The following is an 18400-nucleotide window of genomic DNA, read 5'->3' as shown; positions in this document are numbered from 1 at the left end:
AGGGATTGATTCTACATTATTTACGACGTCCTGGACGTTCTCCGTAACCATAGTAAGCATCTGCCATGATTTCTTCCATGTCGGCTACCATTGGCAAGCGTGGGTTAGCAGGTGAACATTGGTCTTCATAAGCTAGCAAGGCAATTTCATGCAAGCTGTCTTTCCAAGCTTTTTCATCGATTCCAAAGCCTTTGAAGTTCATTGTGATTCCAACTGCTTCACCAAGATCGTAAACTGCTTTGGCATACGCTTCAACCGCTTCTTCTGGAGTTGAGTGAGGCAAGCCAAGCATTTTCGCGATGTCTTGGAATTTCTCATCAGCTTTCCAGTAGTTGTACTTAGGCCATGTAGTTGTCTTAGATGGACGAGTACCGTTGTAACGGATGACGTATGGAAGCAAGATAGCATTTGTACGTCCGTGAACAGTATGGTGAACACCACCAATCTTGTGGGCCATTGAGTGGCTCATACCAAGAAAGGCATTGGCGAAGGCCATACCAGCCATTGTAGACGCATTATGCATTTTTTCACGTGCTTCTGGGTCAGCTGTCTTAACAGATTTTTCCAACCATTCAAAGACAAGCTTGATAGTTTGAAGCGCAATACCGTCTGTGTAGTCGTTAGCAAAGTTTGAAGTGTAGGCTTCAGTCGCGTGAGTCAAGACGTCCATACCTGTATCAGCTGCGATAAAGTCTGGAACGGATTCAACCAAAGCAGGGTCAACAATCGCAATAGTTGGTGTCAATGAGTAGTCAGCCAATGGGTATTTGCGGTTGTTTTTCTTATCAGAGATAACAGCAAATGGTGTTACTTCTGAACCTGTACCTGAAGTCGTTGGGATACCGATGTATTTCGCTTTCTTACCAAGTGATGGGAAGCGGAAGGCACGTTTACGGATATCCATGAATTTTTGAACCAGGTCACGGAAGTCGATTTCTGGTTGCTCATAGAAGAGCCACATTACTTTGGCCGCGTCCATTGGAGATCCACCACCAAGAGCAATGATTGTATCTGGTTCAAATGCTTTCATCACTTCAGCACCACGTTCTACAGTTGTGATGTCTGGATCTGGTTCAACATCTGAGAAGACTTGGATAGTGACACGGTTGCTACGTGCGTTCAATTGATTGATCACACGTTGAACAAAGCCAAGTTTTTCGATAGATTTGTCTGTAACGATCATAACGCGTTCAATATCTTCACATGTTTGAAGGTATTGGATAGAGTTGCGCTCGAAGTAAATTTTTGAAGGAACTTTAAACCATTGCATATTATTTCTACGTTTCCCTACTTTCTTGATGTTTAGAAGGTTAATAGCGCTCACGTTATCACCAACTGAGTTACGTCCGTATGAACCACATCCAAGTGTCAAGGATGGAATGAAGGCATTATATACGTCCCCGATACCACCGAAAGTAGATGGAGAGTTCCAGATAATCCGCATCGCTTTGATTTCAGTACCAAAGCGTTTAGCCAATTCTTCGTCTTTTGTATGGATAGCTGCTGAGTGACCAAGTCCGTTAAATTCAACCATTTGACGAGCTTTTTTAAGACCGTCTTCTCTATCTTCAGCTTTCAAGACAGCGATAACTGGTGACAATTTTTCGCGAGTCAATGGCTCATTTGGACCTACTTCAGCACATTCTGCAGCCAAGATGTTTGTACCTTCTGGTACTTTAAAGCCTGCTTGTTCTGCAATCCATGCGGCTGGTTTACCAACGATGTTTGCATTCAGTTTAGCACCAGCACAGTTCTTGCTGTTTGCTTTAGCGCCAAAGCAGAATTCTTCAAGAAGAGCTTTTTCTTTTTTGTTTACAAAATAAGTGTGGTATGACTTGAATTCTTCTACAAATTCGTCATACACTTCCTTGTCAATGATTACCGCTTGCTCAGATGCGCAGACCATACCATTGTCAAATGATTTAGACATTACGATATCATGAGCTGCTTGGCGAAGGTCAGCAGATTTTTCGATGTAAGCTGGTACGTTTCCGGCACCTACCCCAAGAGCTGGTTTTCCGCAAGAATAAGCAGCTTTAACCATGGCATTACCACCAGTTGCAAGAATTGTTGCAATACCATCGTGGTTCATCAAAGCCGCTGTTGCTTCCATAGATGGCTGAGTGATCCATTGCACACAGTTTTCAGGTGCGCCAGCTGCAATTGCTGCATCACGAACAATTTGCGCTGCATGAGCAGATGACTCTTGAGCAGATGGGTGGAAGGCAAAAACGATTGGATTACGTGTCTTCAAGGCAATCAATGCTTTAAAAATTGCTGTTGATGTTGGGTTCGTCGTTGGAGTGATACCACAAATAACTCCGACAGGCTCAGCAATCTTTGTCAATCCAGTAACAGGATCATCTTCGATAACACCAACAGTCTTCACACCACGCATGTTGTTGACAACATGCTCACAGGCAAAGAGGTTTTTCGTTGCCTTGTCTTCAAATACACCACGACCAGTTTCTTCAACCGCATGTTGAGCAAGGATCCCGTGCGCATCAAGAGCTGCAACTGAAGCTTTTGCTACGATGTAATCTACTTGCTCTTGATTCAGTTTTCTCATTTCTTCAAGAGCTAGGAGACCTTTTTGCACAAGCTCGTCAACATGTTTTTCTGCCGCTAGCACTTTATCTTCTTGTTCAACAGTTTTCTTCTTATCAGCCATTATAGTCCTCCAATGGTTTCTGCCAAAAGGTTAAATAGAGATTTCAACCTTTGTTAATTATTTCACAATATAATTATACTCTATTCCCACAAATTTGTAAACACTTTCAACAAAAGTTCACAAACTTTTTAGGGATTATTTTTTAAACACTGATATTTCAGGCTTTTTTACAAAAGTCTCTATATTATTTTCGAAAATTTCACATACTTTTCCTTAAAAATGTGTTAGCGCTTTCTTTTTTGTTATAAAATGAGCTCGGCTAAATAACCGAGCTAGTTTTATGGCTTAACACTGCCATTTGAAGCGGCAGCCAAAGCCTCTTTTATCATGTTAGAGTAGAGTTTACCTCCCTCTGCCATAGACTCTGAATCTGCCCCATAATGGACATAGTCTGTTCCAATCCAAATCTGCGGATTATTAATCGCTACCTGATACCAGTCTGCTACATATACAAAATCGTATTTCTTAGCAAGTTCAAGTTCGTATTGTCGCATCTTAACAGGAATACTACTTGGATCATTGGCTGTCCGGCCATCATATGGCGTGACTAAAATCAAGCGATGGCCTTTTGGCAAGAGCTCGATATACTGATCCAGCAATTCTTCATAATTGTCAACTGGATTGGTTCCCAATGCCAAGACGACGTTTTGAAGCAGTGTTTGGTTAGCAATATCGTTCTTGAAAAATTCCAGACCAGACACTAAATTACGACTAACAACTGCATCGACTTGAGCGTCAGGTATAGCCTCTTGGATCCATTCAGCAGAGCGCAAGGTGACCGAATCACCGATAACAGTCGTTCCCTCTGCCACGTTATAATTTGTTGCAGTTTTCTGGTCTGCGTGCTTACGGGTTGTCTGCATTTTCGTATCGGATTGGTTCAAAGAATTGACAATCAGGCTTTCCTCAAAGGCACCAACAGACGGAGCTGTGATGGTGATAATAAGCAAGATAAATGTCAGCGGAATGAAACTGTAGAAAATCGGCTTGGTGATGGAACTCACATTCATATCCTTGCCAAAAATCCGAGGCTTCCGTCCAGCTAAAGTCGGCTCTAAAATATAGAAGGAAAGAGCCGCGAAACCAAAACTCAAGATTGTAGTCAAAAGCACAGCCCATCCATTGCTCATCAACTGAGTAAAAATAATATAGAAAGGCCAATGGAAGAGGTAAACTCCATAGCTAGTGTCTGCAATAAAGTTGAGAGGACTAGGCTCCTTAATATTTGGCAATTTATCGTGCAAGATGCGAGTTGCTGCTATCATGACACAAGCCAAAAGCGTTGAAATCAAGAAACCAAATAAATAAGTCCACAGGCTGTCAAATTTCAAAATAAAACTGAGCAAAAGAAGAAGAACAAAACTGCCAGCTAAAGCGATCAAGACTTGCTTGATTTCGACCTTTTCTTCCAGTTTCTTCATCTGAACGCCCACATTTCCGACTCCAGAGAAAGTCGCTAGCACTGTCCCAGCAAAGAAAGGAAAGACATGGGTCAAACTTGAGAAATAAATATTGGAGTAATTCTTGCTGAAAAAGGCTCCGATAAACATAGCCAAGAAACTGAACAGAAACAGAGCAATTGAAGTCAGAGAAATCAGCCCCCGATACTGAGCAACTGACTTGCTAATCTTGCTAATTCCCCAAGCAGCCAAGCCCCAGAGGATATAGTAATGCACTTCCAGTGCTAAACTCCAAGTGTGAATCAGCAAATGCGGTACAAACTGGCTTTCATAACTGCCGCCCGACATCATTTCATAAAAATTGGTCACAAAGCCAAAAGCAGCTGCAATCTGCGTCCCGATACCTGCTACAAAATCCCGACGGATCAATAAAGTAAAAGGCATGATGACCAAAATCATAAAAACGAGCGGAGGAACGATACGATAAAAGCGCCGTTTCAGAAAGCCCATAATATCAATCGTCCGACTTCTTGTAAACTCATCAATCAATAATGAAGTAATCAAAAATCCTGAAAAAGTGAAAAAGATGTCCACTCCAATAAAACCTCCAGGAAAAACTCCCTGAAAGTAATGATAGAGTAACACCAAGACCAGTCCAGTAATCCGAACCAGTGAAAACCATCTAATGCGCATTTTGATAAATTCCTTGCTTGAACGTTCCTTCATAGACGACATTACTTTCTGTCGTCAGTTTTCCTTTACCATTGGCTTGACCGTTGGCAAACTCACCTTCATATTTCCAACCAGCCTTCGATGTAAAAGTACCCTTACCATCAAAAGTACCATTTTTGAAATACCCTTTATAGCTATCCCCATTTTTAAAAGTCAGGGTACCTTCGCCGTTCATTTTTCCGTGAACTAGACTGCCTTCATATTTTATTTTACCTTGATCCAGCGTTAGCGCACCCTTGCTAGGGATATTAGAGGTAAACACTAAAATTGCTGACAAGGCAATTACAGTCACAGCCAAGATTTCTAGATTCTGACGGGTCAGATAGATTTTATATTTATCGTAAAATTCTTTTATTTTATCCATTTTTCATCCATTTAAGCGTTCTAGCCACTTGTGGCAACCAGCCAAAATCAGCTCATAAGTCTCATCGAAATCACCTGTGTACCAAGGATCCGGCACACCGATACCAGCAAACTGGTAGATTTTATCCTGAAAATCCACTGGCGCCATTTTCTTCAAATCTCGAATATTGGCTTCATCCATGCCGATGATATAATCAAATTCTGCAAAATCTTGCGCTGAAATCTGCTGAGAAGTCTTTCCTTTGTCATAAGAAATCGCATGTTTCTTAAAAATAGCCTGAGTCCCCTGATGTATAGGGTTTCCATGCTCCCAGCTAGACGTTGCACGACTCTCAATATGTAGGTCATCGGTCAGACTTTTCATAACAAACTCTGCCATCGGACTGCGGCAGATATTTCCTAAACAAACAAATACAATTTTCTTCATAGATCTATTATACCAGAATAAAAAGAAAACTGCGGAGCTTTCTTGATTATTCTGTGACAGCGGAAGCGGACTCTGAAAAACAGCTAATTATACCGACTTACATAAAAGTGCAGATCATTGAGGCGGTAATCCACTCAATCTAGCTTGCACCAGATTCAACTTTACTTTTCTTCAGAAAGATATTCAAAACTTAATTGTGGCCATTTAGCCTGCCAGTTTTTCTTGCGGATTCTTTGCCTATAAAGCTTCTTTCGATCCGCATCCGCTAAAAAATGCGGTGTTGGTCGAACCTGAAATGCTCGAATATCTGCCAAGCCATAGGGTGCAAAAAGCTCTAGCTTATCATTTTCCAGCAATCGAAGACCGATAGCTGTGCAGCACTCAGGATACTTGCTCATGGCATCTTTCGAGCTAGTATAGGGCTGGGTGTTGGGACTATGACTATGCATATAGACTTGATTTTTCAGCTCCCAAGAATAAGCGGGAAAAGCTTTTCTCAACTCCATCTCCAGCTGCAAAGTTTTCTCATAAGACACAGTTGGATCAAAGAATATGACATCCACATCCGTTTCAGCATCAAAGCCCGACTTGCCAGACAAGATATTCCAAATAAAATTTCTGACACTACCCGCAGCCAGCCAAGAGTCCTCTAGCTGCAGATTGCGGATTATTTCCAGAATCGCTCGGATATCCCGATCCTGACCCAGTCTCTCTAAAATCTCCAGATCTGTCTTCATTCCTTCATATACTCATATCCCAGATGCTCATAAGCTTTACGAGTCGCCACGCGCCCAGTCCGAGTCCGCATGACAAAGCCCTTCTGAATCAGGTAAGGCTCATACATATCCTCCACTGTTTCACGTTCCTCGGCAATATTGACTGAGAGGGTTCCCAGCCCCACTGGACCACCACCATAAACTTCAATCATGGTTCGTAGGATTTTCTGATCCACATAGTCCAGCCCTTCCTGGTCCACATCCAGCATGGAGAGAGCCTGGTCGGTTATCTTATCATCAATCAAGCCATTGCCCATAATTTGCGCGTAGTCTCGCACCCGCTTGAGCAGACGATTGGCAATCCGCGGCGTTCCTCGGCTACGCAGAGCCAGCTCACGAGCAGCCTCGTGAGTAATATCCATCTCAAAAATCTCAGCCGTCCGCTCGACGATTTCGGTCAGATCGCTGGCTTCATAATACTCCATGTGACCGGTAATCCCAAAACGAGCCCGCAGAGGATTGGACAGCATGCCCGCCCGAGTGGTCGCCCCAATTAATGTGAAAGGCGGCAATTCCAGATGGACGCTGCGACTGGTTTCGCCAGTCCCAATCATAATGTCAATGTAAAAGTCCTCCATGGCGCTGTATAGCACTTCCTCTACCGCCATAGGCAAACGGTGAATCTCATCGATAAAGAGGACATCACCCGGCTCAAGGTCATTTAAGATCGCAACCAAATCACCAGATTTCTCAATCACCGGACCTGAAGTCTGCTTGAGATTAACGCCTAGTTCATTGGCAATGACAAAGGCCATAGTCGTCTTCCCCAGACCTGGAGGGCCAAAAAGCAGGGTGTGGTCCAGCGCCTCATCCCTCAGCTTAGCCGCTTCAGTAAAAATCTTCAGCTGTTCCTTAACCTTATCCTGACCGATATACTCCTGTAAATACTGGGGACGCAAGGTGCGCTCCACCAATTCCTCATCACCCATTAATTCATTGTCTAAAATTCTACTCATAGAACTATTATAGCAAAAAATAGGGCAGAGGAAGTAATCCGACCCGCTTCTGAGCACAAAAAAAGCCACCGAATTTGGTGGCTCTTATGGGAGATTATTATGAAAAAGTTTTAGGATTTCTATCAAATAAAGTTAGGAGGTCTTCATTTGATGGTATTAGTATAACGTCCTTATCTTAAAATTTGCTTAAAGAAAAAATATTTTTTAAAAATAAAATACTTTTAGATATCTTAGTAAGATGATACAAACTAATATGAATTGTTCAGTCTGATTAAAATAGCCTCTATTTCATTGACTGTCTCAAAAACTCATGATACAATGAAAAAAATCGAAAAGGAGATTTTAGATATGAACAACCTTAAAAAGAAAACTTATCGGAATACACCAGCCTTTATGTTTATGGCTTGGGGCTCATTCGCCTTCTTTGTGACTCTTGTTCTCGTCGGACTCTATACTTTGAAAGAACCTTTGATGGTTAAAGGATACTATCTCATGGGTTCTGTCGGACTGATTTCTTCTTCATTCACTCTTGCAAAAGTTATCCGTGATAACCAAGAAGACGAAGAACGTTACAATCAATTTTTCCAACCACAAGACTTAGATAACAAATAAAATAAATAGTAAGAACGGCAGAGGGGGAATCTGCCGTTTTCTTGTATCTGAGGCTAGTATCGCCATGTGAGATACACTTCAAATGAAGCAAGTTTGCCGTTTATCTCACTCCTGCGAAATAAACGGTGGTGCTGGTGAAGAGGCTTCCTGCCTTGAGAATGACCTGATCTTTCAAGTCACTATGAATCGCATCAGGCAAGGCCTGTGCCTCCAATGCCAGACCATTATGCTGAATCATTGGCTGTCCATTGATGATGACTGACTCATCGACAAAATTTGCCGAATAAGTCACGACACAAGGAGCATCCGTACGGAAAGTCAGGTAGCGACCTGATGCCGGATCATAAAGGCAACCTGCCTCTTCCTGCTCTTTATCAAGAGCAAATGGATGATCCAGCCCTGACACGACCTGAATTTGCTCGTCTTGGTCTGCAAAAATTTCTTTCAGCGCCAGACCTTTTTGTAGACCTTTGACAAAGCCACGATCTGCATCCACTTCTTTTGCTGGCAAACCGTCAGGAGCAATCGGATACACTCCTTTGGTATGCAGCTGGAGGACATGCTGATCAATCGGCTGACTGAAATCACCTGACAGATTGAAATAGCTGTGGTTGGTCGGATTAACCAGACTATCCTGATCTGTCTGGACTTGATAGGAAATCTCAATCTCCCCTTTTTCCGACAAGGAATAGGAAATCCAGATTTTCAAATTTCCTGGAAAACCACCCGTCCCGTCTGGGCGCTCTGTATAAAATGTGACGCCCTCGTTTGTGACTTCCTCCGTCTGGAAAATCACACCATCCCAGCTAGTAGAGCCACTGTGGTTGCAATTCTGGCCATTATTGACTTCCAGCTGGTAGGACTGCCCATTCAGCTCAAAGCTAGCATTTGCAATCCGCCCTGCAACTGGCCCCACGCTGGCCCCATGCTTAGGACTATTGCCAACGTAATCATCAAAACGCTCAAAGCCTAGAATAATATTGGCAAAATCACCATTTTTATCCGGCGTCCGATATTCTAAAATCGTTGCGCCATAGTTCATGACCTTGAAGCGATAGCCTAGCTTATTTTCAAAGGTGTAGGCTAAGACATCCTGTCCTTTAAAAGTACCAAAAATGGATTCTTGATAAGATTTCATACAATCTCCCTCTGTCTCGAGTCTGGGACAAAAGTCCTAGCCTCTCAATTGTCTTTGGATTGTCGAGCAAGACGCAGTGGTTGAGTGGGCTCTACTACGCTGACTTCATCAGCTTTTACAGCCCTACTCAACTGTGCGGAGGTGGGACGATGAAATCGAATTCTAACGAATTACCGATTTCTGTCCCACTCTCTTTCTTGACTTAGTCAAGGGACAAGGATGGAAGGCCATCCTTTTTATCCGAAAGTCTTTTTAATAACTAGCTTTCCCATGACTAATGTTTGACTTTTCCATATTTAGATTCCTACTGCTGGAAAGGGTGGATGATAACTCCCTGAACGACCCGATTGACCGTACCTGTCGGAGACGGTGTATCTGGTCGATTTTTTACTTTCAAAGAAGTTAAGAGAGAGAAAAGCTGAGCATAGACGATGTAAGGGAAGGCTCGATAGCTATCTTCCAAGATATCACTTTCAAGAACCACTTGCTCAACATTTTCCAAGTCTTCTCTGTGCTCTGTAAAGAAGACCACCTTGCGAGCAATCTGATCTCCTGCCACTTCACGCACCAAATCCAAGTCGTAACGTTTGGTGTATGCATCCCTTGAGCCAAATACCAGCACAAGCGTTTCTTCGTTAATCAGGGATTTTGGTCCATGACGGAAACCAACTGGGCTTTCATACATAGTCGCAACCTTCCCCGCGGTCAACTCCAAAATTTTCAGTTGAGCTTCGTGCGCCAGACCAAAGAACGGCCCTGCTCCAAGATAAATGACCCGGTTAAAGTCTAATTCTGTCAAAGCCTGAACGTCAGCTACATCTGCCAAAACCTTTTGACTCAAGGCAATCAACTCAGCTACTCTTGCTTCTTTTTGAGCCAAATCCGCTGGATCAAAGACCAAGAGAGCTGTCAACATCATGGAGGTGAAACTGGAAGTCATAGCAAAGCCAGCATCATTTGATGGAGCTGGTTGCAATAAGAGGAGATTCCGCTCATCACCATGCGCCTGCTGAGCCAATTTCCCCTCTGCAGCACAGGTAATGGTCACTTGATAAAGCTCATCAACCAGCTGCTTGGCTAAGTCCACTGTCGCAACACTTTCTGGCGAATTACCACTGCGGGCAAAAGAAACGAGAACCGTTGGAATTTCCTTGTGCAGATGCACTTCAGGATTCGCCACAATATCAGTCGTCGCAACCGAATTAAAATTCCATTGGCGCTCATTATAAAGCTTTCTGAAATATGGCAATAGCGTATCGCCCACATAAGCCGAAGTTCCCGCACCTGTAAAGATAACTTTTACATAATCATGCTTTTCTTCGATACCTTTTAGAAAAGCAGCGATTTGGTCAGCTTGAGCCTTGTAAGTATTAAAAGCTGTCTGCCAAACATCTGGCTGTTGGTAGATTTCACGCGTGGTGATTTCCGCGCCCAATTCAACCAGTTTCTCTTTTGAATAATCTAGCATGGTAGTCCTTTCAAAATAAACATCGATATATTAGTTATTTTCTTTTAAAAGAGGGAATGGGAAAATTCCCCACTCCCCTTCATTTCTTTTTTCCTTACAAAACAGTCCTACTCATCCTCATCATCTGATAAGCCTGCTAAGATATCATTAACCTTAACGATATTTTCGACTGCTTTTTTCGGATAGTCAACATCAGCTCCTGTCAGAGAAGCATTGAGAAACTCAATCACCATTGGCAAATTCATGCCGGCGTACAAGTCAATATCCTTACCTTCTAAAATAAGGCGGCTGACTACATTACATGGTGTGCCTCCCAAAAGATCTGCAAAGACAATATAGTCATCAAAATCCTTGACTGTGTCTAAGAACTTAGCTGTGAAATCATCTGGTCCCTCCTCTGGTAACAAGGCAACGGCATGGATATCCGCTTGAGGTCCCATAATCATCTCAGTCGTTGTTTTCAGCTCTTCACAAAAGCGACCGTGGCTAATCAAAATTAACTGTTTGCTCATAATTTACACCATTATGCCATTCCAAAGAAGAAGTGACCAAACGCTGAGAAAGCAATCGCTGCAAGAATGATGAGCAAGATAGCTTTTGTAGAGTTCATACCCTTACGTCCAAGCAACCAGAAGATTACACCTGTGATGATAGCTGGTACCAAGCGTGGGAAGACCAAGTTAAGCATGTCTTGGATATCGATAGCTTTTTTCCCGATGTGTGGAGCCCAAGAAACTTCAACACCAATCATGCTGGCAATCAGGGCACCAACCATGAAGACACCAAGTACGGATGCAGCATCAATCAAAGCTGTCAAAGTACTTTGCATATTGTTGACGAGGTTAACCCCTTCTTTATAGGCAAATTCCAATTGTTTCCAACGGAAAATGTCATAAGCAACCGCAACAGCGATCCATAGGAAGATACCGGCTGGGTTTCCCGCAACAGCCAAAGTTGCTGCGATTGAACCCATAATAGCTGGTACCAATGATCCAAAGATTGAGTCTCCAAGAGGAGCGAATGGCCCCATGAGACCTGTCTTGATACCATTGACCGCATCTTTTGATTTCACACCATCTTTTTCTTCCAAAGCAAGGTCAAAACCAGTGATAATGGTGTGGAAGAATGGTGAAGTATTGAAGAATTGCGTATGCAATTTCATCATTTCTTTTAGTTCAGGTGTACCGTCTCCATACATTTTGCGCAATTGTGGCAAAATCATGTAAAGGTAACCAGAAGCCTGCATACGCTCATAGTTCCAACCCAATTGGAAGGTAAATAAGCTACGTTTGTTAATCTGTTTAAAATCTTCTTTTGTTAGTTTGTAATTAGAATTCGTCATCTTCAATTTCCCCGCTTTCTGATTCAGTTACTGGAGCAGCTACGACTGTACGTTGGCTGTTTTTGAAGTGTTGTACCGCAAGGAAGACACCGATGATGGCGATACCAATCATAGATACACTCTTGAAGTTGTTAACAAAAGTAATAGCTTGTTCTTTTGGAAGTTTAGAGAACACTTCAGAACCAACAATGCTAGACACTGCAGCACCAAGGCTTTGAACATTACTGTAAAGCACTGTCAACATAGCTGTCAAGCCAAATCCAAGTGCCAAATAGTGAAGGTTGCGTTTCACTGGGAGATAACGAAGCAAGATTGCAAATCCAAGACCTGGAAGCATTTGACCTGCAAGTTTTAGACCGTTTGCCAACCATTGTACATTACCGAGACCTGTAACAACAGTTTCTACAAAAGCTCCACCAAAGGCAAGGGCAAAGAAGACTGGTAGGGCACGAGAAAGAGCCCAAGGAATCGCACCAAGGAGATAGTTGCGTTCGATGCCTTTGTAGTCAAAGCGTTCAATCGCAGCATCCACACGGTGAGCGAAGTAAGTTGTAGTCATACGACCAAGGATATCGAAGTATGTCAACAAAGTTGCTACCGGCACAGCGATTGTAGCAATAGCAAGCTCTGGGTCAAGCCCTTGAGCTACTGAGAAGGCAGTTGCGAGAACCGCACCAGAAGTAGCATCAATACGAGACGCACCACCGAAGGTACCAACACCGAGTACTACCAATTGAAGGTTGGCACCAATCAATAGACCTGTAGGTAAATCTCCCATAATGAGACCTGTGATAAATCCAGCAAATACAGGTGAACCTGCTGAAGAAACGATCGTCAACTCATCACAGATTTGATAAGCTGAGTACAGAGTGAGTAGTAAAATTTGCCACCATTGTATCATGACAATGACCTCCTAAAAATTTTTCCTTATTTTAACAAATTCATAAAATCCGCGACCGGATCATTTGGAACCATCTGAGCTGTCAGCTTCACCCCTTTTTCATGCAACTTTTGGAAAGCTTCCACATCCGCATCAACCACATTGATAGAGCGAGTGATGGGACGAGTTTCGTCTGACTGAGACATATTTCCGACGTTCAGTGTTTCCAGTGGAACGCCAGCTTCTACCAAACGAAGGAATCGGTCTGGTTTACGAGCAACGATAAAGAGTCGTTGTGAGTCATACTTACCAGCCAAGATGTTTTCTGCTGCCTTAGCGATTGGCAAAATGCTGAGCTTCACTCCTGGTGGCGTTGCCAACTTAAGTCCACTCTTTTCGATAGCATTTTCAGCTACCTCATCGTCAATCACCATAATGCGTGAAATGTTGAGCTTGGTAGTCCAGAGATTGGCTACCTGTCCATGGATCAAACGTCCATCGATACGTGCACCTACTATTGTCATAAATTTTCCCCCTTTATTGTTTTAAATGTAGGTTGGTTAACTAAGTTAATTGATTCTTCATATTCCCCTTCCGTCTCAAAAATGATGATTCGGTTATGTCCTTCTTTCAGAAGGCTATGCGGAATATAAAGTGATAAGGTTGGTCCGACATTCCAGAAACGGCCGATGTTAACGCCATTTACAAAGGCAAGGCCCTTTCCAAAACCGGACAAGTCTAAATAAGTATCTTTAAGCGCTTTTATTTCAAAGTCAAAAGCGTAGAAAGCTGGTTGCTCTGGCTGCCATCCTTTTGAAAAATCGATGTTTTCTGTGTTTTCAAAAGAAAGTGGATACTGTTGCCAATTCAGCAAGAAGTGCAAATCCTTGCAAACGCCCGTCCGAATCCCTTTTCGCTGAGTATCTGCCAAGAACTTATGCCCGTAGTTGACCCGCCCCATGTTTTCCATCAGGATGTCAATACGGTGGGTGACTTTCTTTTCTCCAGCAACAAAGATATCTTGACCAATCTCTGCTTGATACTGGGTTGCCATAAGCTTGCCGTCCACAAAGAGCTGCATCCGGTCTCGCCCATCAATCACCCGAATTTTTTCCTCATCCGCATCCCAGCTGGCTTCTGTACGGTAAAGTAAGTAGCCATAGCTCTGCCCCAAATCCTCCATTTTGACAGGATAGAGACTCTCTACTGGCTGAGCCAAATCAGCTAATGTCTCAAACAAACTCACTTTCTCACTCAGAGCAATATCTCTCAGTTCAAAAGATTCTTTTGTGAGCGGTTTCATTTGTGGGTACTCAGGATAGTAGGTCTCCATCATTTTTTGCACTGCAAAATATTTCGGAGTTGGATTTCCCTGTTCATCAAGCAGGGCATCGTAATCATACGAAGTCACCTGTGGTAAATCCGTCACACCTCTGGCCGAGCAGCCATTCATGAAGCCAAAATTGGTGCCGCCGTGAAACATATAGAGGTTGATAGAGCCTTGTTTCAGAACCTCATGGACAGCTTGAGCCAGTTCCTCAGGATCCCTTTTGATAATCGGTTCTTTCCAACGATTGAACCAACCATCCCAAAACTCCATACACATGAGCGGCCATTTTTTGCCATGCTCATCAAAGAATTCCTGCATCTGGGCAAAATTATAATCTGCCTTGGAGCCGAAATTTCCTGTAACAAATAAATCTTCCTCAATCAGCGTGCCAGCTTTCAGCGTCGCCCGCCAAGGACCATCCGATGTAAAGAGCGGGCAATCAAGGCCTCGATCCAACATCATCTGCCGAATCGCTCTCAGGTAGTCTTTATCCTCCCCGTAAGAGCCATATTCATTTTCCACTTGCATCATGAGGATATTCCCGCCCTTTTCCAAGAGCCTTGGAACCAAGCGAGGAAGCAACTCATCATAGTAGTCTGCAACAGCCTGAAGATAGGAAGCATCAGAAGAACGGATTCTCATATCCTCAGTCAAGAGCCAGGCTGGCATGCCGCCAAATTCCCACTCCGCACAGATAAAGGGCGAAGGGCGAACGATGGCATATAATCCTAAATCTTGAGCAATCTGAAGAAACTTCTCAATATCTAAAATCCCTTGAAAGTCAAACTGGCCTTTCTTTGGCTCGTGCATGTTCCAAGGAACATAGGTCTCAACTGTATTGAAGCCTAGGGCTTTCAGATTATAGAGCGAGTGATACCAGTCTTCCGGCTGAATCCGAAAATAGTGAATCGCTCCCGACAAAATCTTAAACTCCTGACCATCCAAGTAGAAAGAAGAGCCTATTTCAAATCTCTTCATCTCCCTATTCCTCCTAGATTTAAAACGCTTTCATTTCTTATTAATATTAATATAATAAACTTTTGCATAAATGTCAACATTTTTTTAAAAAATATGTTAAAATCAATATAGAGAGGGATAAAAAAAGAGAGGTGAGCACAATGGCTATTCCTAAATATCAACAAATCAAAGATGATTTAAAACAACAAATCATTTCTGGTAACTTTGAAAACGGTGATAGATTCTACACAGAAGCTGAATTAATCAAGATGTTCAACGTTAGTTCCATCACCGTTGTCCGCGCTTTGAACGAACTTGCGAATGATGGCTACATCATCCGTCAGCAAGGGAAGGGAACGTTTGTTTCACGCGCAAGAAAACACAAGCGTGTGGAATTCTCTGATATCGAAACTTTCCCTATCCAAAAGGATAAGGTGACTGTTCTGTCCATCGAACGTGGAAATGAATTGAGAATCTTGGAAAAACTAGAACTAACACCGTCCCAGTTCTACTACAAGATTGACCGTATCAGAAGGACAGGCGATAAAGTCTATATCTATCACCAAACCTACATTCCTGAACAGTACATCAATCCAAACTATCCAGATTTGGACTACTACAGCTCGATCTACAATCGCTTCAAGACGGATTATCACATCCACATGAATGACGAGTATTTCGAAGAAACCAACGAAATCGTCTTTCCAACGCCAAAAGACATTGCCAAGACCTTAGAAATTGATCCAAACTTCCCAACTGTGCATCAAGTCAAGATCACAAAACTGGAAAATACCGGACAAATCCTAGAGTACAGCGAAACCTACAAGCGTGGTGATTTCTTCAAAATCAAATTTATTTCTTCTAGTCGCGATCATTAATCTGAAAAACGATGGTTCTCATGAGCTGTCGTTTTTCATTTCCTGACCAACTAGCCTATCATTATTATAAACCTATCTATACCAATTTGCAAGACATTCTAAGAACTTTTGTTCATTAAAAAGTGAATTGTGTCAAAAAGTAAACAGGGCCTATTAATTTGTCCTGTTTTTCAATTATCCTAAGGAAGAAAAAATAAGAAACACTGGCTATTCCCCTGAAAATTGGTATAATGATAAAGCAAAAAAGCTGGGATTCAATCCCAGTTTTTTGATATAAAATGTTCTTTATTTTTCAAATGAAATCGTTTATCAAGTCTTTAGAAAACCTGCTATTTCTTTATTTCTAATTCACGAACCTGAAGCAAAACATTAGACAAATCTGCCCCGGCCTGAAGAAGAGCAGCAGCCGTATAGGCTCCCTCTACCAAAGGAACATTATTGATAATGATTTCCTTGTCAGAAAAGTCTGCGACCATTTCGAGATTCATGCGAGCTGAGCCCAGATCGAAAAAGGCCAAAATAGTGTCCTTGTCATTGGCATCTAAAGCCGCCTGAATACCTTCAAAGCTCGTCCCGATGCTACCGTCGTCCAACCCGCCCACATAGCTGATGGCCACATCTGCCGCCACCTGCGAGATGAGATCAAACAAGCCTTGGGCCAGATTTTTGGAATGGGAAACGATAAGAATGCCAGTATCTGCCATCAGCCTGCCTCCGTTTCTAGAAGAGCCTCAAAGAGGAGACCAGATGAAGCCGAACCAGGATCGATATGGCCTATAGAGCGCTCACCGACATAGGAAGCCCGCCCCTTGGTCGCTTTCAGATCTTTGGTCGCTTCCACTAGAGAACCAATCTTTTCACGCGTCAAGTCTCCAGACTGCAGAGAAACAGGAATCCCCGACCAGACATCCACCATGGTTTTCTCACCAGGCACAGCCTTGCCCCGCTTCTGAATCATGTCCAGCCCAGCTTGGATGACTTCTAGCAAGTCTTTGCCGTCTTTTTCAGCTTTGGCCATGCCCATGAAAGCTGAGCCATATAGAGGGCCTGAAGCACCGCCAACCTTGCTAATCAGCTGCATAGAAACAGCCTGAAAAACCTCAGCCGCACTGGCAAAGTCCTTAGCAGCTAGACTCTCTACTGCTGCCGCCATTCCCCTAGCCATATTGGCGCCATGATCGCCATCGCCGATGGGAGTATCAAGATCAGACAGATAGGCTTTCTGGTCCTGGATCTTCTCGTTGAACAACTGCATCCATTTTTTTGCTCTTGCTGCGTCCATAAGCACCTCCTTACCAAGCGGCTGTCGTGACAGAACTGTTGAGAGCTGTCAGCCAGTCTGGCTGTTCCAGCTGGATAAAGGTCAGAGAAATCCCTGCCATATCAATGGAAGTCATGTAATTACCCAACTTTTTATAGACAACTTCAACTCCAGCATCTGCCAGGAGATTTGCTACATCTGCCGCAAAGACATACTGCTCCATGAGCGGTGTTGCACCCATACCATTGATGAGAATGCCGATTTTCTTACCAGATTTGAGCTCAAAGGACTGACTGAGCTTTTCGACTAATTCCTTGGCTAAGTCCTTAGACGGCTGCATCTTTTCCTTGCGATAGCCTGGCTCACCATGGATACCAATGCCGAACTCTATCTCATCATCAGCCAAAACAAAACCAGGCTTGCCGACTTCCGGTACGGTTGCCCCGCTCAGAGCCAAACCGACCGTGTGAATATGTTTGAGCAGCTCATCAGCCAGTGCCTTGATTTCAGTCAGAGATTTGCCTGCGCGCGCCGCATCCCCTAGAATCTTATGGACAAGAATGGTACCAGCCACTCCGCGGCGACCTTGCGTATAAAGGCTGTCTTCCACTGCGATATCGTCATCTATGACGACACTAGCCACCTCAATCCCTTCCATCTGGGCCATTTCCTGAGCCATTTCAAAGTTCATGATGTCACCGGAGTAATTCTTGATTACCATGAAGACCCCAGCTCCCTCATCTGCTTCCTTGATAGCCTGCAAGACCTGATCAGGTGTTGGTGAAGTAAAGACCGCTCCGCAAATAGCGGCCGACAGCATGCCCTCACCGACAAAGCCAGCGTGGGAAGGCTCATGACCACTGCCACCACCAGAAATCAGGCCGACCTTGCCTGTCTTCTCACTCTTGCGGGCAATGATATCAAAGCCCTCCACCCGATAAACCAAATCGCTGTGAATATAGGCTAAGCCGTCCAGCATTTCGTCCACAACTGCTGTTGGATCGTTGATAATTTTTTTCATAGGTGTCCTCCGTTTCTCAGTGCTTCTCTAAAATGAGCAATTCGCCCTAAAAGAAAGCGCTATCATTTTAATATTATTTTAACATTTTATCTTACCGAAAGCAAATTCTGCCACATCCTAGAATAGAAGAAAGCATTAAATTAGTTGACAAGAAAAAGTAGACAGCGTATACTAAAGATAGATAAGTA

The 18400-nt window shown here is 43.3% G+C and carries 18 protein-coding genes; 2 read left to right on the top strand and 16 right to left on the bottom strand.

From position 1 onward, the window contains the following. Positions 1-16: 16 nt before the first annotated feature. The 6 genes from adhE to ruvB all read right to left on the bottom strand — a co-directional run bounded on the left by adhE (position 17) and on the right by ruvB (position 7325). Positions 17-2671 (bottom strand): bifunctional acetaldehyde-CoA/alcohol dehydrogenase, encoded by a 2655-nt coding sequence (adhE, locus tag FZ941_RS09885; RefSeq protein ID WP_148887748.1) that lies wholly within the window; start codon positions 2669-2671, stop codon positions 17-19. Positions 2672-2949: 278 nt separating this feature from the next. Beyond that, positions 2950-4764 carry an acyltransferase family protein gene (locus FZ941_RS09880; protein WP_148887774.1) on the bottom strand — a complete coding sequence of 605 codons (1815 nt, stop codon included), beginning with the start codon at positions 4762-4764 and terminating at the stop codon, positions 2950-2952. After that, complete coding sequence (locus tag FZ941_RS09875) at positions 4754-5167, bottom strand: MORN repeat-containing protein (RefSeq protein ID WP_148887747.1); 414 nt, start codon at positions 5165-5167, stop codon at positions 4754-4756. The genes FZ941_RS09880 and FZ941_RS09875 overlap by 11 nt, the downstream gene beginning before the upstream one ends. A 3-nt stretch (positions 5168-5170) precedes the next feature. Next, entirely contained in the window at positions 5171-5593 is a 423-nt protein-coding gene (locus FZ941_RS09870; protein ID WP_148887746.1) for a low molecular weight protein-tyrosine-phosphatase, read from the bottom strand. Positions 5594-5754: 161 nt separating this feature from the next. Then, on the bottom strand, positions 5755-6330 hold the full coding sequence (locus tag FZ941_RS09865; protein WP_005591334.1) for a nucleotidyltransferase family protein: 576 nt from the start codon (positions 6328-6330) through the stop codon (positions 5755-5757). Further along, a complete protein-coding gene (gene ruvB, locus FZ941_RS09860; RefSeq protein ID WP_005591335.1) occupies positions 6327-7325 on the bottom strand; it encodes a Holliday junction branch migration DNA helicase RuvB in 999 nt (332 codons plus the stop codon). The genes FZ941_RS09865 and ruvB overlap by 4 nt, the downstream gene beginning before the upstream one ends. A 348-nt stretch (positions 7326-7673) precedes the next feature. On the opposite strand from ruvB, the gene FZ941_RS09855 reads away from it, so the two are divergent. Continuing rightward, positions 7674-7937 carry a YiaA/YiaB family inner membrane protein gene (locus tag FZ941_RS09855; protein WP_037585999.1) on the top strand — a complete coding sequence of 88 codons (264 nt, stop codon included), beginning with the start codon at positions 7674-7676 and terminating at the stop codon, positions 7935-7937. Positions 7938-8037: 100 nt separating this feature from the next. Here the strand turns inward: FZ941_RS09855 and FZ941_RS09850 are convergent, their stop codons facing one another. The 7 genes from FZ941_RS09850 to FZ941_RS09815 form a co-directional block, all read right to left on the bottom strand. Continuing rightward, positions 8038-9075 (bottom strand): aldose epimerase family protein, encoded by a 1038-nt coding sequence (locus FZ941_RS09850; protein WP_005591337.1) that lies wholly within the window; start codon positions 9073-9075, stop codon positions 8038-8040. A 304-nt stretch (positions 9076-9379) separates the two neighbouring features. Continuing rightward, positions 9380-10543, bottom strand: coding sequence for an SIS domain-containing protein (locus FZ941_RS09840; RefSeq protein ID WP_148887745.1), 1164 nt, complete (start codon positions 10541-10543; stop codon positions 9380-9382). Positions 10544-10650: 107 nt separating this feature from the next. Further along, on the bottom strand, positions 10651-11055 hold the full coding sequence (locus tag FZ941_RS09835) for a PTS sugar transporter subunit IIA (RefSeq protein ID WP_125371662.1): 405 nt from the start codon (positions 11053-11055) through the stop codon (positions 10651-10653). An 11-nt stretch (positions 11056-11066) separates the two neighbouring features. Next, positions 11067-11885, bottom strand: coding sequence for a PTS system mannose/fructose/sorbose family transporter subunit IID (locus FZ941_RS09830; protein WP_125371663.1), 819 nt, complete (start codon positions 11883-11885; stop codon positions 11067-11069). After that, positions 11872-12786, bottom strand: coding sequence for a PTS mannose/fructose/sorbose/N-acetylgalactosamine transporter subunit IIC (locus FZ941_RS09825; RefSeq protein ID WP_045498332.1), 915 nt, complete (start codon positions 12784-12786; stop codon positions 11872-11874). The genes FZ941_RS09830 and FZ941_RS09825 overlap by 14 nt, the downstream gene beginning before the upstream one ends. A 26-nt stretch (positions 12787-12812) precedes the next feature. Beyond that, complete coding sequence (locus tag FZ941_RS09820) at positions 12813-13289, bottom strand: PTS sugar transporter subunit IIB (RefSeq protein WP_005591342.1); 477 nt, start codon at positions 13287-13289, stop codon at positions 12813-12815. Beyond that, positions 13286-15073 carry a beta-galactosidase family protein gene (locus tag FZ941_RS09815; RefSeq protein WP_148887744.1) on the bottom strand — a complete coding sequence of 596 codons (1788 nt, stop codon included), beginning with the start codon at positions 15071-15073 and terminating at the stop codon, positions 13286-13288. The genes FZ941_RS09820 and FZ941_RS09815 overlap by 4 nt, the downstream gene beginning before the upstream one ends. A gap of 140 nt (positions 15074-15213) precedes the next feature. Between FZ941_RS09815 and FZ941_RS09810 the strand changes: the two genes are divergently transcribed. Beyond that, positions 15214-15930: a GntR family transcriptional regulator gene (locus FZ941_RS09810; protein WP_005591344.1), complete on the top strand. Its 717-nt coding sequence runs from the start codon at positions 15214-15216 to the stop codon at positions 15928-15930. 329 nt (positions 15931-16259) lie between these two features. Here the strand turns inward: FZ941_RS09810 and dhaM are convergent, their stop codons facing one another. From dhaM to dhaK, 3 genes are read right to left on the bottom strand one after another with little or no spacing between them, the layout of a single operon-like run. Next, positions 16260-16634: a dihydroxyacetone kinase phosphoryl donor subunit DhaM gene (gene dhaM, locus FZ941_RS09805; protein WP_148887743.1), complete on the bottom strand. Its 375-nt coding sequence runs from the start codon at positions 16632-16634 to the stop codon at positions 16260-16262. Then, positions 16634-17212, bottom strand: coding sequence for a dihydroxyacetone kinase subunit DhaL (dhaL, locus tag FZ941_RS09800; RefSeq protein WP_148887742.1), 579 nt, complete (start codon positions 17210-17212; stop codon positions 16634-16636). The genes dhaM and dhaL overlap by 1 nt, the downstream gene beginning before the upstream one ends. 10 nt (positions 17213-17222) lie before the next feature. After that, the gene (gene dhaK / locus FZ941_RS09795) at positions 17223-18212 is read right to left on the bottom strand and encodes a dihydroxyacetone kinase subunit DhaK (protein WP_148887741.1); all 990 of its coding nucleotides are present in this window, start codon (positions 18210-18212) and stop codon (positions 17223-17225) included. Positions 18213-18400: the final 188 nt, after the last annotated feature.

The sequence above is a fragment of the Streptococcus sp. Marseille-P6264 genome (assembly GCF_902460355.1).
In the GTDB taxonomy this organism is placed as follows: domain Bacteria; phylum Bacillota; class Bacilli; order Lactobacillales; family Streptococcaceae; genus Streptococcus.
The sequence above is the reverse complement of the archived record's forward strand: the minus strand, read 5'-3'. Positions and strand labels throughout refer to the sequence as shown.